Source organism: Phycicoccus avicenniae (assembly GCF_018139485.1).
Taxonomy (GTDB): Bacteria; Actinomycetota; Actinomycetes; order Actinomycetales; family Dermatophilaceae; genus Phycicoccus; species Phycicoccus avicenniae.
This window is the reverse complement of sequence record NZ_JAGSNF010000003.1, coordinates 19095-36874: the sequence shown is the minus strand read 5'-3', so window position 1 is coordinate 36874 and position 17780 is coordinate 19095. Positions and strand designations below refer to the sequence as shown.

At 68.9% G+C, this 17780-nt stretch carries 10 protein-coding genes and 3 rRNA genes; 4 read left to right on the top strand and 9 right to left on the bottom strand.

The window, feature by feature from the left end; all coding sequences use genetic code 11:
• Window positions 1-2 precede the first annotated feature (2 nt).
• From KC207_RS02125 to tyrS, 9 genes are all read right to left on the bottom strand, one after another.
• Complete coding sequence (locus tag KC207_RS02125; protein WP_249138505.1) at window positions 3-830, bottom strand: TlyA family RNA methyltransferase; 828 nt, start codon at window positions 828-830, stop codon at window positions 3-5.
• The gene (locus KC207_RS02120; RefSeq protein WP_211601258.1) at window positions 814-1002 is read right to left on the bottom strand and encodes a hypothetical protein; all 189 of its coding nucleotides are present in this window, start codon (window positions 1000-1002) and stop codon (window positions 814-816) included. The genes KC207_RS02125 and KC207_RS02120 overlap by 17 nt, the downstream gene beginning before the upstream one ends.
• A complete protein-coding gene (locus KC207_RS02115) occupies window positions 999-1985 on the bottom strand; it encodes a hypothetical protein (RefSeq protein WP_211601257.1) in 987 nt (328 codons plus the stop codon). The genes KC207_RS02120 and KC207_RS02115 overlap by 4 nt, the downstream gene beginning before the upstream one ends.
• A gap of 42 nt (window positions 1986-2027) precedes the next feature.
• Window positions 2028-2921 carry an HAD-IIA family hydrolase gene (locus KC207_RS02110; RefSeq protein ID WP_211601256.1) on the bottom strand — a complete coding sequence of 298 codons (894 nt, stop codon included), beginning with the start codon at window positions 2919-2921 and terminating at the stop codon, window positions 2028-2030.
• A complete protein-coding gene (locus KC207_RS02105; protein ID WP_211601255.1) occupies window positions 2918-3655 on the bottom strand; it encodes a tetratricopeptide repeat protein in 738 nt (245 codons plus the stop codon). Before KC207_RS02105 ends, KC207_RS02110 begins: the two co-directional genes overlap by 4 nt.
• Before the next feature lie 385 nt (window positions 3656-4040).
• A 5S ribosomal RNA gene (rrf, locus tag KC207_RS02100) occupies window positions 4041-4157 on the bottom strand.
• 77 nt (window positions 4158-4234) lie between these two features.
• Window positions 4235-7350, bottom strand: a 23S ribosomal RNA gene (locus KC207_RS02095).
• 336 nt (window positions 7351-7686) lie between these two features.
• A 16S ribosomal RNA gene (locus KC207_RS02090) occupies window positions 7687-9212 on the bottom strand.
• Together the 16S, 23S and 5S rRNA genes form the textbook arrangement of a ribosomal RNA operon.
• Window positions 9213-9898: 686 nt before the next feature.
• Entirely contained in the window at window positions 9899-11173 is a 1275-nt protein-coding gene (gene tyrS / locus KC207_RS02085; RefSeq protein ID WP_211601254.1) for a tyrosine--tRNA ligase, read from the bottom strand.
• Between the two features lie 389 nt (window positions 11174-11562).
• Between tyrS and KC207_RS02080 the strand changes: the two genes are divergently transcribed.
• Genes KC207_RS02080 through KC207_RS02065 form a run of 4 tightly spaced genes read left to right on the top strand, consistent with a single transcriptional unit; the run spans window position 11563 to window position 17777 of the window.
• Window positions 11563-13374: a glycosyltransferase family protein gene (locus tag KC207_RS02080; RefSeq protein WP_211601253.1), complete on the top strand. Its 1812-nt coding sequence runs from the start codon at window positions 11563-11565 to the stop codon at window positions 13372-13374.
• Between the two features lies 1 nt (window position 13375).
• Window positions 13376-14146, top strand: a complete 771-nt coding sequence (locus KC207_RS02075) for a hypothetical protein (RefSeq protein ID WP_211601252.1) — start codon at window positions 13376-13378, stop codon at window positions 14144-14146.
• Entirely contained in the window at window positions 14143-15003 is an 861-nt protein-coding gene (locus tag KC207_RS02070) for a glycosyltransferase family 2 protein (RefSeq protein ID WP_211601251.1), read from the top strand. Before KC207_RS02075 ends, KC207_RS02070 begins: the two co-directional genes overlap by 4 nt.
• A complete protein-coding gene (locus KC207_RS02065) occupies window positions 15000-17777 on the top strand; it encodes a glycosyltransferase (RefSeq protein WP_211601250.1) in 2778 nt (925 codons plus the stop codon). Before KC207_RS02070 ends, KC207_RS02065 begins: the two co-directional genes overlap by 4 nt.
• Window positions 17778-17780 lie beyond the last annotated feature (3 nt).

The following is a 17780-nucleotide window of genomic DNA, read 5'->3' as shown; positions in this document are numbered from 1 at the left end:
CGTCATCCTCCCGGTGGGTCGTCGGCGACCGCGCGCGCGGCGGCGGCGATCTCGTCCTCGGTCATTGTGGCGGACCCACCCGACACCGCCCACATCAGGTACTCGGCGTTGCCGGTCGTCCCGCTGATCGGGCTGGGGACGACGTCGCGAACGCCCGCCCCGGCGGCCGCGAGGGAGCGGGCGACGTCTCTCACCGCACCGGCCCGGAGGGCCGGGTCCGGCACGAGCCCACCCCGGCCGAGCCGGTCCCGCCCCACCTCGAACTGCGGCTTGACGAGGACGACGAGGTCCCCACCGTCCTCGAGCAGCCCGACGAGGTCGGCGGCGACGAGGGTGAGCGAGATGAAGGAGAGGTCTGCGACGACGAGGCGCGCGGGGCCACCGAGGTCCTCGGACCGCAGACCGCGGACGGTCGTCCCCGACCGCTCCTGCACCCGTGGGTCCTCGGCCAGCTCGGGGACGAGCTGCCCGTGGCCGACGTCGACGGCGACGACCTGTTCCGCGCCCTCGGCGAGCAGGACCTGGGTGAAGCCGCCGGTGGAGGCGCCGACGTCGACGCAGCGGCGTCCTGTGGCCGTGAGGCCGTGCGGCCCCCAGGTCGCGAACGCCGCGGCGAGCTTGTGGGCGGCCCGTCCGACGACCCGCGGGGCGCCGGACGACACCTCGAGACCGGTCTCAGCGTCGACCTCCTGCGCCGGCTTGCGGGGCGGGAGGCCGTCGACGAGGACGTGGCCGTCCCGGACGAGGTCCCTCGCCTCCCCACGGGACCTCGCGAGACCCCGCCGGACGAGCTCGACGTCGAGCCGGACGATCTCAGCCCCCGAGGTCACCGAGACGGGAGCGCAGCGTCTGCTGGACGTGCTCCCCCGCCGCGAGCCGACCGTCGAGGTCGGTGGGGTCGACGGCCGCGAGGTCCCCGAGCGCCGCGTCGATGACGATGTCGCCGGTCTCGGGCGGCTCCGGGCGCCGGGCCTCGGGTGCCGGCCCGGACGGCTCCGTCACGACGGGTCCCCGGGCGAGGCCGGCGCCGTCGCGCTCTTGTTCGCCGTGCCCTTCGTCCCGCCCTTCCTCGCCGCGCCCTTCTTCGCCGCGCCCTTCTTTGCCGTCCCGGACTTCTTCGCCGCGCCCTTCTTTGCCGTCCCGGACTTCTTCGCCGCGCCCTTCTTCGCCCCCGCGCTCTTCGTCGTCCCGGACGTCTTCCCCGTGCTCTTCGACGCCGCCGCACTCTTCTGCGCCGTCCCCGACTTCGTCGCGGTGCCCTTCTTCGCCGTGCTCTTCGGCGCCGTCGCGCTGTTCTTCGTCGCCGCACTCGTCTTCGTCGTCGCACTCTGCTTCGTCGTCGCACTCTGCTTCGTCGCACTCTGCTTCGTCGCACTCTGCTTCGTCGCACTCTGCTTCGACGTGCTCTTCTTCGTTGCGCTCTTCTTCGCCGTGCTCCTCGTCGACCCCGGGTCACCGACGGCGTCCGGTCGGTTGACCGGAGACGTGGTCGCAGACGTCCGTCCGGAGCCGGGTGTGGCGGCCTTGCGGGCCCGGGCCCGGCGCACCGTCGTCGCAGAGCTCGCCCCGTCGGTGCGGGTGGCCCCGACCGTCATGACGCTCGGCGTGGGGGTGCCCACGGTGTCGGCGTCCGCACTCCCGCTCCGGATACCCACGGCGCGGGCCAGCTCGTCGACCTGCGTCGTGAGCCCGGCGACCGCGGCGCCGAGGGACTGCACCTCCCCCAGGAGTCGTCCACCGTCGACACGGTCCAGCGCCGACTCGACCTCCCGTTGCACGAGCCCGACGACCTGGTCCCGGTTGTGCTCCGCGGCCTTGAGGAGGTCGTCCGCGAGCCGGCCGACCTGCTTCGCCACGGCGGACGGGTTCCCCGCGGACCCCGCGAGGGTCACGATCTCCTGGGCCGCCTCGACGGCGCGGGCACGGGTCACCTCACCGAGGCCTGACGCGAGCTCGACGTACGCCCGGATGGAGCGCTTGACCATGGGACCTCCTCGGTCGTGCGGCCGGGTTGCCGCGGCTCCACGCTACCGGGGTCCCGCCTCCGACAGCAGCCGACGCACGGCGGCCCCACCGTCGGACGGGGCCTGCTCGAACGCGGACCTGAGGTCCTGGGTGGACGGTTCCATCGGCCCGAGCCACCGCAGGTCCGGCGCGACCACCGTGGGGCGTCGTTCCGCGGGTGCCTCGAGGGCCGCCTCGAGGTCGTCGACCCCGGTGAGGACGAGCAGCGACTCCATCCCGGCCGCGACCGCACCCTCGACGTCGGTCTCGAGTCGGTCGCCGACCGCGAGAACCCGCTCCGCCGCGACCCCCAGGCGTCGGGCACCGAGGAGGTAGAGCGCCGGGCCGGGCTTGCCCGCGACGAGGTCCGGTGGCCGGCCGACGGCACGGGCCACGGCGGCGACGAGGGTGCCGTTGCCGGGAGCGGTGCCCCGGTCGGTCGGCAGGGTGCCGTCGGTGTTGGTGGCGACCCACCGCGCCCCCGCCTGGACGGCGTAGGCAGCCTCGGCGAGGTCGGACGCCGAGACGTCCGGCCCGTACCCCTGCACGACCGCTACGGGGGCCACGTCCCGCGCCTGGGCCGCGGTGACCGGCTCGAAGCCCGCGTCGGCGACCGCGCGGGCCACGCCCGACCCTCCGATGCAGAGCACCGGGCCCGACTCGGTGTCCTCGGACAGCAACCAGGCCGCGGCATCACTGCTCGTCAGGACGTCCTCCGCCGCGCACGGCACACCGAGGTCCTGCAGGTGCGCGGCGACGTCGCCCGCGGCCCGCGAGGCGTTGTTGGTCGCGTAGAGCACCGGGACCTCCAACGCCGAGAGGGCCTCGACGGCGTGGCGCACCGGGGACGGACCGCGGTACACCACGCCGTCCAGGTCGCAGACCACGGCGTCGAAGCGGCCGAGGACGGGAGTCACCGGGGCTCGTCCCCAGCGTCAGTCGATCCTGGGGACTCGTCCTCACCCGGCGGCATCCCCGCGAGCTCGGGCTCGTCCTCGCCGAGCTCGACGCGGATGCCGTCCAGCTCTTCGAGACGCTCGACCGCGTCCGTCTCGTTCTCGACGTCGCCCTCGACGGCCTTGAGGAACCACTCACGGGCCTCCTCGCGACGCCCGAGGGCCTCGAGGACGTCGGCGTAGGCGTAGTGGAGGCGGTGCACGCCGCCCTTGGGTCCGCGCCGGAGCGCCGGGACCTGGAGCGCGACGAGCGCGGCGTCGAGCTGCCCGAGATCGCGGCGGATGCCGGAGACCACGATGGTCAGCTCGAGACGTTCCGCCTCGGGAAGCGTCGTGGCCTCGGGCCCGCTCGCGAGCTCCAGGGCACGGGAGTGCCGCCCGAGCCCCCGCTCGCAGTCGACCATCAGGGGGATGAGGTGCGAGGACCCACTCAGCCGGCGGACCGTCCGGAACTCGGTGAGCGCGCGGGAGAAGTCCCCACGCCGATAGGCGACCATGCCCAGGGCCTCACGCGCCGCGGGCACCCGACCCGCTCGACGCACCGCCGTCTCGGCGTGCGCCAGCGCAGCGTCCAGCTCGTCGGCCTCCAGGAGGGCCGCCACCATGACGAGGTGCTTGGCCACCCCGTCGGCGTTCTCCTTCGACAGCGTGCGCAGCTGTTGGTGCACGGACCGGTCGAGCTCCTTGCCGGTCACCTCGTCGGGGATGCGCGGCTCGGGCAGCCTCGGGCCCTTCGGAGCGAGCCGGCTGCCACCGCGCGACCCTCCACGGTCGGCGCCGGAGCCGGGACGGTCGGCGGAAGCGGAACCCCGGGGCCGTCCTCGACCGGCGTCGTCGCCACGACCCCGGCGCGAAGACCCTCCGGGCCCGCCACGGCCGTGCCGTGGCCCGTCGTCGCTGCGTCGGCGGCCACCACCTCGGCGGTGCTCGTCACTCATGCGTGTCGCCGTCCTCTCGTCTCACCGGCGTCCGGATCACAAGTCTACGAACGCCGCGTCGTCTCGCCCCGGGGATGCCGTCGTCCACAACCCCCGGACATGAGAAAGGGCCCGTCATTGACGGGCCCTTTCTGGAAAGTATGTCCGGCTGCGTCCTACTCTCCCACACCGTCTCCAGTGCAGTACCATCGGCGCTGAAGGGCTTAGCTTCCGGGTTCGGAATGGAGCCGGGCGTTTCCCCTTCGCTATGACAGCCGAAACTCTATGGAGATGTCAGTCGATCCCGACCGTATCTCGGGAACTGCACAGTGGACGCGAACAACAAGTCTTGAAGTGTGTATCAAGTCATCGGCTTATTAGTACCAGTCAGCTACATGCATTGCTGCACTTCCACATCTGGCCTATCAACCCGGTAGTCTAGCCGGGAGCCTCTCGGGGTAAACCCCATGGAAACCTCATCTTGAAGCGTGCTTCCCGCTTAGATGCTTTCAGCGGTTATCACTACCGAACGTAGCTAATCAGCGGTGCTCTTGGCAGAACAACTGACACACCAGAGGTTCGTCCATCCCGGTCCTCTCGTACTAGGGACAGCCCTTCTCAAGTTTCCTACGCGCACAGCGGATAGGGACCGAACTGTCTCACGACGTTCTAAACCCAGCTCGCGTACCGCTTTAATGGGCGAACAGCCCAACCCTTGGGAGATACTCCACCCCCAGGATGCGACGAGCCGACATCGAGGTGCCAAACCATGCCGTCGATATGGACTCTTGGGCAAGATCAGCCTGTTATCCCCGGGGTACCTTTTATCCGTTGAGCGACGGCGCTTCCACAAGCCACCGTCGGGTCACTAGTTCCGACTTTCGTCCCTGCTCGACATGTCTGTCTCGCAGTCAAGCTCCCTTGTGTACTTACACTCGACACCTGATTGCCAACCAGGCTGAGGGAACCTTTGAGCGCCTCCGTTACATTTTGGGAGGCAACCGCCCCAGTTAAACTACCCACCAGGCACTGTCCCTGATCCGGATCACGGACCGAGGTTAGATATCCAGAACGACCAGAGTGGTATTTCAACGTTGACTCCACACACACTGGCGTGCATGCTTCACAGTCTCCCACCTATCCTACACAAGCCGTACCGAACACCAATACCAAGCTATAGTAAAGGTCCCGGGGTCTTTCCGTCCTGCTGCGCGTAACGAGCATCTTTACTCGTAGTGCAATTTCGCCGAGTTCGCGGTTGAGACAGTGGAGAAGTCGTTACGCCATTCGTGCAGGTCGGAACTTACCCGACAAGGAATTTCGCTACCTTAGGATGGTTATAGTTACCACCGCCGTTTACTGGGGCTTAAATTCTGAGCTTCGGCCAAAGACCTAACCCGTCCTCTTAACCTTCCAGCACCGGGCAGGCGTCAGTCCGTATACATCGTCTTGCGACTTCGCACGGACCTGTGTTTTTAGTAAACAGTCGCTTCTCCCTGGTCTCTGCGGCCCTTCACCCTAGGAGGCAAACTCCTTCAGGGTCCGGGCCCCCCTTCTCCCGAAGTTACGGGGGCATTTTGCCGAATTCCTTAACCACGATTCACTCGATCGCCTTGGTATTCTCTACCTAACCACCTGAGTCGGTTTGGGGTACGGGCGGCTAGAACCTCGCTAGAAGATTTTCTAGGCAGCATAGGATCACCCTGCTTCCCGCATTCGCGGTCACTATCAGGTCTCAGGAACGTGTGAGGCGGATTTGCCTACCTCACTCCCTACACCCTTGGACGTGGACAACCATCGCCACGCGGAGGCTACCTTCCTGCGTCTCTCCATTGCTTGACTACTACAACTTCGGGTCGCGCGCTCCACTCAGGTCTTCTCCCGAAGGATCCGACAAGAGCTTCAGGCGCTTAGCATCAGAAGGTTCGTCATGGGCGGTTCTTCGCCGGTTCCGGAATATCAACCGGATGTCCATCGACTACGCCTGTCGGCCTCGCCTTAGGTCCCGACTTACCCAGGGCAGATTAGCTTGACCCTGGAACCCTTGGTTATTCGGCGGACGGGTTTCTCACCCGTCTTTCGCTACTCATGCCTGCATTCTCACTCGCGTGGCCTCCACGGCTGGATCACTCCGCCGCTTCCCTGGCCACACGACGCTCCCCTACCCATCGACACGCTTGGACCGTGGACCCGCAGGTGTCACGGCCGGGCAAAGTGTCAATGCCACAGCTTCGGTGGTGTGCTTGAGCCCCGCTACATTGTCGGCGCGGAATCACTTGACCAGTGAGCTATTACGCACTCTTTAAAGGGTGGCTGCTTCTAAGCCAACCTCCTGGTTGTCAATGCAACTCCACATCCTTTTCCACTTAGCACACGCTTAGGGACCTTAGCTGGTGATCTGGGCTGTTTCCCTCTCGACTACGGAGCTTATCCCCCGCAGTCTCACTGCCACGCTCTCACTTACCGGCATTCGGAGTTTGGCTAACGTCAGTAACCTGGTGAGGCCCATCGGCTATCCAGTAGCTCTACCTCCGGTAAGAAACACGTGACGCTGCACCTAAATGCATTTCGGGGAGAACCAGCTATCACGGAGTTTGATTGGCCTTTCACCCCTACCCACAGCTCATCCCCTCAGTTTTCAACCTAAGTGGGTTCGGTCCTCCACGACGTCTTACCGTCGCTTCAACCTGGCCATGGGTAGATCACTCCGCTTCGGGTCTAGACCCAGCGACTCATTCGCCCTGTTCGGACTCGCTTTCGCTACGGCTTCCCCACACGGGTTAACCTCGCCACTGAGCACTAACTCGCAGGCTCATTCTTCAAAAGGCACGCCGTCACCCCACGAGGAGGCTCCGACGGATTGTAGGCACGCGGTTTCAGGATCTATTTCACTCCCCTCCCGGGGTACTTTTCACCTTTCCCTCACGGTACTTGTCCGCTATCGGTCACCAGGGAATATTTAGGCTTAGCGGGTGGTCCCGCCAGATTCGTACGGGATTTCTCGGGCCCCGTACTACTTGGGATACTTCTCTGGAGTTCGCGCCATTTCGTCTACGGGGGTAGCACCCTCTGTGCCGGGCCTTTCAATGCCCTTCGACTATGACGCGAATTTCTGACTCCATGCCAGCATGTCAGCACTGACTGAGAAGTCCCACGACCCCGACCATGCAACGCCTGACAGCTATCACACATGATCGGTTTAGCCTGTTCCGCTTTCGCTCGCCACTACTCACGGAATCGCGGTTGCTTTCTCTTCCTGTGGGTACTGAGATGTTTCACTTCCCCACGTTCCCTCTACCCACCCTATGTGTTCAGGTGGGAGTGACTGGACTTGCCTCCAGCCGGGTTTCCCCATTCGGAAATCCTCGGATCACAGTCTGGTTATCGACTCCCCGAGGCTTATCGCAGATTCCTACGTCCTTCTTCGGTTCCTGGTGCCAAGGCATCCACCGTGTGCCCTTATAAACTTGAGCCACAAAGATTTAAGATGCTCGCGTCCACTGTGTAGTTCTCAACATACGGGCGGGCCCTCGTCGGTCTCGGCGCCTGCCGGCTCTGCCGGTGGTTCGTCCGCGACGGGGGTCCTGGCCTGAACGGCCTGAGGTGAGCATGACGCCCGAGCCCTCAGGACCCAACAACGTGTCAGGCACCGTGCCCCACCTGATGGCGTTCCACTCTCCCGAAGGAGCTGTACTGACCACTGGTGAGACCCAGTGCCAACTAATCGATGTTCCACCCTTGAGCACCTGCTGACCGACAGTCGCGGTCAGACCAGGCTCTGGATCGCTGTCGCGACCAGTGCTCCTTAGAAAGGAGGTGATCCAGCCGCACCTTCCGGTACGGCTACCTTGTTACGACTTAGTCCCAATCGCCAGTCCCACCTTCGACGGCTCCCTCTCAAAGAGTTGGGCCACCGGCTTCGGGTGTTACCGACTTTCGTGACTTGACGGGCGGTGTGTACAAGGCCCGGGAACGTATTCACCGTAGCGTTGCTGATCTACGATTACTAGCGACTCCGACTTCATGGGGTCGAGTTGCAGACCCCAATCCGAACTGAGACCGGCTTTTTGGGATTCGCTCCACCTCGCGGTTTCGCAGCCCTCTGTACCGGCCATTGTAGCATGTGTGAAGCCCAAGACATAAGGGGCATGATGATTTGACGTCGTCCCCACCTTCCTCCGAGTTGACCCCGGCAGTCTTCTATGAGTCCCCGCCATGACGCGCTGGCAACATAGAACGAGGGTTGCGCTCGTTGCGGGACTTAACCCAACATCTCACGACACGAGCTGACGACAACCATGCACCACCTGTATACGAGTGTCCAAAGAGAACGACATCTCTGCCGCGTTCTCGTATATGTCAAGCCTTGGTAAGGTTCTTCGCGTTGCATCGAATTAATCCACATGCTCCGCCGCTTGTGCGGGCCCCCGTCAATTCCTTTGAGTTTTAGCCTTGCGGCCGTACTCCCCAGGCGGGGAACTTAATGCGTTAGCTGCGGCACGGATCTCGTGGAATGAGACCCACACCTAGTTCCCAACGTTTACGGCATGGACTACCAGGGTATCTAATCCTGTTCGCTCCCCATGCTTTCGCTTCTCAGCGTCAATAATGGCCCAGAGACCTGCCTTCGCCATCGGTGTTCCTCCTGATATCTGCGCATTTCACCGCTACACCAGGAATTCCAGTCTCCCCTACCACATTCTAGTCTGCCCGTACCCACTGCAAGTCCGGGGTTGAGCCCCGGATTTTCACAGCAGACGCGACAAACCGCCTACAAGCTCTTTACGCCCAATAATTCCGGACAACGCTCGCACCCTACGTATTACCGCGGCTGCTGGCACGTAGTTAGCCGGTGCTTCTTCTGCAGGTACCGTCACTTTCGCTTCTTCCCTGCCGAAAGAGGTTTACAACCCGAAGGCATTCATCCCTCACGCGGCGTCGCTGCATCAGGCTTTCGCCCATTGTGCAATATTCCCCACTGCTGCCTCCCGTAGGAGTCTGGGCCGTGTCTCAGTCCCAGTGTGGCCGGTCGCCCTCTCAGGCCGGCTACCCGTCGTCGCCTTGGTGAGCCGTTACCTCACCAACAAGCTGATAGGCCGCGAGTCCATCCCAGACCGAAAAACTTTCCAGACGGTAGAGATGCCTCTCCGTCTCGTATCCGGTATTAGCCCCGGTTTCCCGGGGTTATTCCAGAGTCTGGGGCAGGTTACTCACGTGTTACTCACCCGTTCGCCACTGATCACCTCGGAGCAAGCTCCGAGGGTCACCGTTCGACTTGCATGTGTTAAGCACGCCGCCAGCGTTCGTCCTGAGCCAGGATCAAACTCTCCGTTGATGTATGACTCCCGATACGTGACCGGGAAATCGGTACCCTGTGGAGGGTTGTTTCACTGGCTGAGCACGAACAACCAGCTCTCGCTGTTGTTCGTTGTCAACCAAAGGATATTTCGTTGCATCACCGCGTTCCCGACCGGTGGCCGGAAAGCACGTCGATGCGACGAGGTTATTGGCATCGATTTTTGACACGCTGTTGAGTTCTCAAGGTTCGGACGCGCACCGTTGCTTTGCTCAGCGAGCTCGGCTTCGGGGCGACTCCGTGTGTTCTCCCGACTGCTCGGAAGCAACCGTTCGAACGTACCCGCGTCCATGCTTGGGCGTCAACTCCGTGACCCGCTCTTGGAGCGGCCGGAGAGTGTGGCGCTTGGATCTCTGCGGTGGTTCCCACTCTAGCACCCTGTCGGGGCCTTCCTCCAACTCGCTCTGCCGGCCGCTGTGCGTCCGGACCGAGTCCGTCGGGAGTGGTGTCAGCTCGTGGGACCGGCCTTCTTGGTGCGGGGCTGATCGGCCCTGCCGCTTGGTGTCCGTTCCTCCCTCTCGGGCTGACGCCGAGAACATTAGGACACGTTCGCCGCAGAACACAAATCGGCGCCCCGGAACGGGAAGGGGGGCGACCCTGTCAGTCCTGGAGGAGCAACGAGCCCCGCTGCAGGACAGCGGGGCTCGTTGGTACGACGACGTCGGTCAGCCGGCGGGCGGCGGGTCCACACGACCGGCTGCGAGGTTCTTGCGGCCACGGCGGAGCAGGACGACCCCACCCGCGAGGACGTCCCCGCCGGAGAGGACGGCGTCGACGTCCTCCACCTTGACCCCGTTGACCGACGCCCCGCCCTCTCCGAGGGTGCGCCGTGCCGCGTTGCGCGAGTCCGCGAGCCCGACCTCGACGAGGGCCTCGACGAGGGGCATCCCGACGGCGACGCGTCCGCCCGGCAGCTCCGCGGCCGCGTCCCTCAGCGTCGAGGGGTCCAGCCCGTGCGGGTCGCCCTTGCCGAAGAGCGCCTCGCTCGCCGCCTGCACCGCCTCGGTCGCGGCCCGCCCGTGGACGAGGGTCGTCGCGTCCGCGGCGAGGGTTCGCTGCGCCGCGCGCCGCCAAGGCTCCTCCGACGCCTGGCGCTCGAGGTCGGCGATCTCCTCCTCCCCCCGGTCGGTGAAGACCTTGAGGAGGGTGACGACCGAGGCGTCCTCGACGTTGAGCCAGTACTGGTAGAAGGCGTAGGGGCTCGTCATGTCGGCCGAGAGCCAGATCGCGTTGCCGGCGCTCTTGCCGAACTTCTCCCCGGAGGAGTCGGTGAGCAGTGGCGTCGTCAGCAGGTGGACCGAGACCCCCTCGGCCCGGTGCACGAGGTCGGAGCCGGCGACGAGGTTCCCCCACTGGTCGCTGCCCCCGGTCTGCAACGTGCAGCCGTACTGCCGGTACAGCTCGAGGTAGTCGAGCCCTTGGAGCAGCTGGTAGCTGAACTCCGTGTACGAGATGCCCTCGTCGCTCGCGAGCCGGGCGGCGATGGCGTCCTTCTTCAGCATCTGGTTGACCCGGAAGTGCTTGCCGACGTCCCGGAGGAAGTCCAGCGCCGACAGCCCACCCGTCCAGTCGAGGTTGTCGACGAACACGGCCGGGTTGTCACCCTCGGTGTCGAGGAATGGCCGCACCTGGTCCTGGATCCGGGCGACCCACTCCGCCGTCTGCTCCTTGGTCTTCAGCACACGCTCGGACGTCGGACGGGGGTCGCCGATGAGCCCGGTCGAGCCGCCGACGAGGCAGATGACCCGGTGCCCCGCCCGCTGGAGCCGGCGCATGACGACGAGCTGGACGAGGTTGCCGAAGTGGAGCGACGGGGCGGTGGGGTCGAAGCCGCAGTACGCCGTGATCGGCCCGTCGGCGAGTGCCCGGCGCAGCGCGGTCTCGTCGGTCGTCTGCGCCACGAGCCCCCGCCACTTCAGCTCGTCGAGGATGTCGGTCACGGTGCTGCGTCCTTCCGTTCGCTGGGGTGGCCGGCGGCCGTCGTCACGCACAGCCTGCCACGGGCCGCCCACCCTCCGCCGCCGCGTTCCGCGCGGCACGGACCGGTCCCGTCGACGACCTCGCGGACCACCGCGCTCCCCACCCGAAAACCGTTGACGCGCAGCCGGATCGGATCTCGACACCTGGGGGTGGGAAGACCGTCACCGGGTCGCCCCCGAGTGTTCACGTCGCCCCCCGAGGACCCCGTTCCCGCAGGTCAGGGCCTCGCGCCCGGGTGAACAGGCCCTCGGGGCGCCGACGACGCTCCGGGAGAGGGCGTTCCGTCGTCCTAGGCTCGGCCGCGCCAGAGCCCGACCGTCCGTCCGACCCACCCCGACCCGGAGCCCCCATGCCACGCGGTGACCTCGTCGTCTGCTCCTTCCACACCGCCGACCCGTACTACACCGGCTTCGCCGACGCCCTGCGTGCGGGCCTCGACGCCCAGGGGATCCCCCACGACGTCCATCGGCTGGTCAAGGGTCCGGACGACGACTGGGCGGACATGACCCGGCGCAAGGTGGGGATCCTCGACGCGGCCTGCCGCGCCCACCCGGACAAGAAGGTCTTCTGGATCGACGTGGACTGCTCGCTCGTCGACCTCCCCGACCTCGTCGCCGACTTCTCCGCCGACGTCATCGGCTTTCAGCGCGGGTTCGCCGACCCCCTGTCGATCGGCTACGGCCGGCGCACCCGCTTCTGGGAGCCCTGCTTCTTCGGCATCAACACGACCCCGAGCGCCCGGGACTTCGTCGCGACGGCCGCCGCCCTGGAGCGCTCCTCGTCGCTCAAGGCCACCGACGACTACTTCTTCGAGGAGGCATGGCGGACCCGCGCGGCGGGGATGAGCTTCCAGGTCATCCCCTCCGCGGCCGTCGTCGGACGTGGGGCGGACCTGCCGGGGGTGCCGCAGTTCTTCCGGTTCGGCTCGAGCGGCAACGTCGCCGAGTACCGGGACAAGGTCGTGCAGCACGAACCGGTCGGGTCCGGGGCGCGACCCGGACCTCGGGAGCGGGTCACGACGCTGGCCCACCGCACGGCGAAGGCGGTCCACCACCGGCTGCCCGCGGGAGCCCGTCGTCAGGCGCGTGACGCCGCCGACCGGCTCGGCATCACCCACCTGCTCACGGCCTCGGACCCCGTCGCCGGCCTGCCGAGCGGCGGTGACGCCACGGCGGTCGCGCGCCGGGCCGCCGTCCGCACGATGGTGTCCGCCGGGCAACGGGGTGACCTCGCCCGGGTCGAGGCGGGGATGGCCGCCGTCGAGGCCGCGGGCGGCCCGAGCGCCGCCGAGCGGGCCGCGCACGAGGCGGCCACGGCCTACGCCCACTACCTGGCGGTGGGTGACGGCCGCGAGCCCCTCCCCCTCAGCTGGTGGTCCCGACCCTTCCCCGGGAACTTCGGCGACTGGCTGAGCCCCTACCTGCTCCAGGCCCTGTCCGGTCGGGCGGTCGCCTACAAGGCGCCCACGGCCCGCACCTCGAGCCCGCACCTCGTCGCGGTCGGGTCCATCGGGCGCTTCGTCAGTGCCTCGTCGGTCGTCGTCGGCACCGGCGTCAGCGAGAGCGACACGTGGCTGGACCCGGCGGCGCGCTACGTCTCCGTGCGCGGCCCCGTGACGGCGGCGGCGCTGCGTGCCTCGGGCGGTCCCGACGTCGAGCGCTTCGGCGACCCCGGCGCCCTCCTGCGGCGGGTGCTGCCGCTCGAGCGCGGCGCGACGAACGGCCGGGTCGCCCTCGTCCGCCACGTCCGCCACCGCGACCTCCCGACGATCCTCCCGGAGGGGACCGACGAGCTGTCCGTGCTCGCCGGGACCCCGGGTCAGGTCGAGGACCTCGTGCGCACGCTCGTGTCCTACGACCGCGTCGTGACGAGCGCGATGCACGTCCTCGTCGCGTGCCAGAGCTACGGCATCCCCTGTGCCCTCGTGACCTTCGCGGGTGCCGAGGACGCCGTCCACGGGACGGGCGTGAAGTACGGGGACTACGTGCGCGGCGTGGGCCTCGGGATGTCGCTCACCCCGGCCGTCGTCGGGCTCGACCTGCGCCGTCTCGACCTCGACCCGCTGACGACCGACGACCGTGTCGACGACCGCACCCTCGACGACGTCGAGGACGCCGTGCGCACGGCCGCCGACCTCGTCCTGACGCCCGCGGGGGTCTGACGTGCTGCGTGCGGTCCTCGCCGAGTTCGGAGAGCTCTTCTCCGACCGGCCGAGCCGCCTGCGGGTGTCGGGGCTCGTCCTCGTCCTCGCGAGCGTCCCGCTCCTGGAGATGCTCGCCATCCGCCTCTTCTCCGGCATGGTCACCGACCCCCGGCTGCTCACCGAGAGCCGCACCGCGCTCGTCCTCCAGGCCGGAGGGTTCTTCGCCGCTCTCGCGGGCACCCGCGGCGCTCACCACGCCGCACGGATCCTCCGGCCCCGGGTCTTCGAGGCAGCCTTCAGCCGGCTCCGGGCAACGCGCAGCCGACACCAGGAGAGCTGGGCCTACGCCCAGGCCTTCGAGGTCTCCGGGGTGCTCGCCGGTCTGGTCCAGGCCGCCTCGTTCGTCGCCGTCATCGCCGTCTTCGACCCGGCGACCGGGGCCGTGGCGCTGACCGTCGGAGCCGTCGTCCTCCTCGCGATGTCGCGCACCTACAGCGCCCAGGTCGCCGCGCAGGAGCGGTTCGTCAGCACGTCGTGGACGGCCGAGGCCGTGGGGGTCCCCGACCAGGTCGGACAGCGGGTGCGCGCGGCCGAGATCGGTTCCATCCTCGCGACCGTCGGCCTCGCCGTGGCCCTGGCCTTCCTCCTCGTCCAGGTCGTCGACGCCGCCGTCGACACCGCGACCGCCATCATGATGTTCCTCGGGCTGCGCCTCATGTTCGGCCAGCTCGGCACCGTCTCGGCGTCCGCCATGCGCTTCGCCCGCGCCACCGTCCGGGTGAAGTCATGACGATGACCACCCCCGAACGTGCCGCCTCCACGAGCCCGCTGGCCGACCTCAGCGTCTGCTATTCCTCGCTCCGGGAGCGGGTGGGACGGATCGACCCGCCCCGCGACCCCGCGGTGGAGGTCGTCGTCCTCGTCCAGGGTCCCGGCCCGGTCCCGGACGTGCCCGGCGCCCGCACGGTGCGCCTCGGGTCGCTCGGGGTGGCGCGCAGCCGCAACGCCGCCCTCGACGTCGCGGGTCGCCGCTACCTGCTGTTCTGCGACGACGACGTCGAGGTCGACCTCGACGGGGTGGCCGCCGGCATCGAGCGGCTGCGACGGACCGGCGCGGCCATCGCGCTCGGCCGCGGCACCTCGCCGGACCGCACGCTGCGCAAGCGCTACTCCCCGGACGGCACGCCGCTCACCCTCCTCAACAGCGCCAAGGCCGCGACGTACGAGCTGCTCGTGGACGTCGAGCAGGTGCGGGCCCACGGTGTCCGCTTCGACCACCGGTTCGGCGCCGGCGCCCAGTACTACCTCGGGGACGAGTACGTCTTCATCGCCGACGCCCTCCGCGCGGGCCTGCGGGGCGTCGCCGTCGCCGAGGTGTTCGGTACCCACCCCGCGACGAGCTCCGGCAGCCGCTGGGGCACCGAGGCGGACCGTGCCGTGCGCGCCGTCGTCCTCAACCGGGTCTTCGGCCGCCACGCCCTGCCGGCGCGCGTGGCCTTCGCCGCCCGCCGCCTGCCCCGGCTCGGTCCCCGGGCGGCCCTGCGCTTCGCCCTCGACGGGCGCCGTCCCCTCGGCTCCCCCGACGCGCCGGTGCCCGACCCCGGGCTCCCGACCCACGACACCCGACCCGAGGAACGACACCGGTGACCTCCCTGCCCCGGGCCCGCTCCGCCGCCACGCGGCTGGCCTCGCGCTCCCTCTCCCTGGCCCGCACCGTGGCCCCCCGGGTGGGGGCACCCCGCGAGGGCGTCGCCGGCCACGGTCCGGCGCCGGCCGGGACGGCCGCGTTGCGACGGCAGCGGGACGAGGCGCGCTCGGCCCTTCGGACGCTGCGCGTCTGGCGGGACCTCGTCGCCACCCGGCTCGGGACCACGGCGTCGGTGGCGGACCCGCCGCAGCACCGTCGCGAGACCCTCGCGGCGCTCCGGCTGCTCGAGGCGGACGCCACCCTCGTGCGGGCGGTGCGGGCCGGCCGGCCCGTCGACGAGGCCTGCCTGGACACCGTCCGCGCCCTTCTCGCGGCGGACGAGCACGTGCGCGCCCGGTCCTTCGCGCAGTCCCTGCTCGAGCAGCCCGCGACGCGGGCGGCCGGCCTCGCCGGGGTCGCTCTCGTCGCCCGTTTCCAGTCGCTGTGGGACCTCGCGCGGGACCGCTTCGCCGAGGTCCCGGAGGACCTGGCCCGGCGCGCGGCGGCGGTGGAGTACCTCGACGTCGTCCACCGCGGGGACCCGGACCGGGGCGCTGCGCTCGCCGACGCGTGGTGGGACGGGCTGTCCCCGGGCGCCCGGATGGCGGTCGTCCGGTTCACCGTACGGTCCGGGGACGACGACCGCGCCGGCACGCTGCTCGAGCGGACCGTCGCCGACGGGACCCGGGACCGGCTCGAGGAGCGCGACCGCGACGAGCACGACTGGCTCCTCGCGTGGCGGTCCCGGCGCGACACCGCGCGGGCCGCCGAGGCCCGCGCCCCACGGGCCCCCGTCACGGTGGCCGTCATGGGCTACGAGCAGCCGGACCTGCTGCGCCAGTCGAGCAACCTCGGCGACCACGTCCAGACCCTCGGGTCGCTCGGGCACCTCCTCGCCTTCCCGGTCCCGCTCGAGGGCGACCCGGAGCTCGTCGAGGTGCTCGAGGAGCTGCGGGCCCGCCTGCGGCCGGAGCGTCGCCACACCGGGACCGAGGACCTGCGGGGCGCGCGCGTCGTCGTCGCGAACCGGGACGCGACCCACGACGACGCGCTGCCCGCCGGGACGTGGCTCGTCGCCTTCGGGTGGTTCATGCACTCGACGTTCGGCGGGCCGTACGCCTTCCCGCCCGACGACCGGATCCGTCCGGTCTACGTCTCCTTCCATGTCCAGCGGCGCGCCATGCTCACCCCCGAGGCGGTCGAGCACCTCAAGGAGCACGGGCCCGTCGGGTGCCGGGACTGGACGACGACCTACCTCCTGCTGGCGCTCGGGGTCGACGCGTTCTTCTCCGGGTGCCTCACGACGACGGTGGACGCCTTCTTCCCCGACCGGGCCGAGGCTCCGGCCCACGGGCGCCGGGCGTACGTCGACGTCCCGGTGCCGGCCGCGGACCCCGGCGGTCACCCCTTCACGCACGCCGACGCCGGCGTCTCCCGTGCCTCGCTCGCGACGAACCTGCGGGAGGCCGTCCGGCGGGTCGACGAGTACCGCGGCTTCTCCGCGGTGACGACGTCGCGACTGCACTGCTACCTGCCCGCGACCGCGGTCGGGTGCTCCGTCGACTTCACCCCGCGGCGGCTGTCGGACGTCCGCTTCGACGGGCTGCTCGGCCTGCGACCGGGCTCCCCCGAGCTGCGTGCGATGCAGGACGGGCTCCGCGACCTCCTCGAGCCCCTCTACCGCTCGATCCTCTCCGGCGCCGAGCCGGAGACGGTGCGGACGCTGTGGCGACGGCTCACGGCGGACCGGGTCGCCGCCGCGCGGGCCCGGCTCTCGGCCCCCGTCACGTCCCTCACCTCGGCCGTCGACGTCGACGCCGCCGCGGCTCTCGTGCTCGCGGACCGACGGGTCCACGGCGCGGAGGCGACGGCGGGCGCGGCGGACGTCGTCCACGTCGCCCTCGCGGCCGACCGCAACCTGGTCGCCGAGGTCCCGGTCGTCGTCGAGTCGCTCGTCGGGGGCACCGCCCGGCCGCTCCACGTGAGCCTGCTGACCCGTGGGTGGGTCGAGGCCGACCACGCGGCGCTCGCACGGACCTTCCCCGGGACGACGTTCACCGTCCTGCCCTGCGACCGGGTCGACGTCGGCGAGGTCGCGGGGATGCTGCGACACATCACGGTCTCGACGATGGACCGGCTCCTGCTGCCGCTGCTGCTCCCGGACCTCGACCGCGTCGTCTACCACGACGTCGACGCGCTGACGACGGGCGACATCGGCGAGCTGTACGACACCGACCTCGGCGGCCATGCCCTCGCCGCCCGGTCGGCCCGGGCCTCCTGGGCCGAGAGCGGCTTCGCGACGGTGTACCGCGCCTCCGCGCGGCTGCCGCACGCCGCCGCCTTCGAGATGCGACGCCGGATGTTCCGCGAGCTGCCCTACGACTTCGTCGCCTTCAACGCGGGCGTCCTGGTCCTGGACCTGCAGCGGATGCGTGCGGACGACTTCTGCCGCCGCTACCTGCCCTTCGCGGAGCACTACGGGATGAACGACCAGGAGATCCTCAACACCTACGTCGGTCCGCACCGGACGGTGCTGGACCCGCGGTGGAACGCCGTCCCCCAGCAGGAGACCGTGCGCGACCCGCGGATCGTCCACTGGGCCGGTCCCGCGAAGCCGTGGTCGACCGACCACGTCGTCCTCCAGGAGCTGTGGGACCGCCACGCCGAGCGCGTGGCGACGCGCGCCGCCGCGCAGGGGGTCGTGCTGCCGACCCGGGACGGCCTCGCCCGCTGACCC

Excerpts from the sequence above, each read along its gene's own strand:
- KC207_RS02080 (WP_211601253.1), top strand. The coding sequence starts at position 11,563 with ATGCCACGCGGTGACCTCGTCGTCTGCTCCTTCCACACCGCCGACCCG.
- KC207_RS02115 (WP_211601257.1), bottom strand. The coding sequence starts at position 1,985 with ATGGTCAAGCGCTCCATCCGGGCGTACGTCGAGCTCGCGTCAGGCCTC.
- KC207_RS02070 (WP_211601251.1), top strand. The coding sequence starts at position 14,143 with ATGACGATGACCACCCCCGAACGTGCCGCCTCCACGAGCCCGCTGGCC.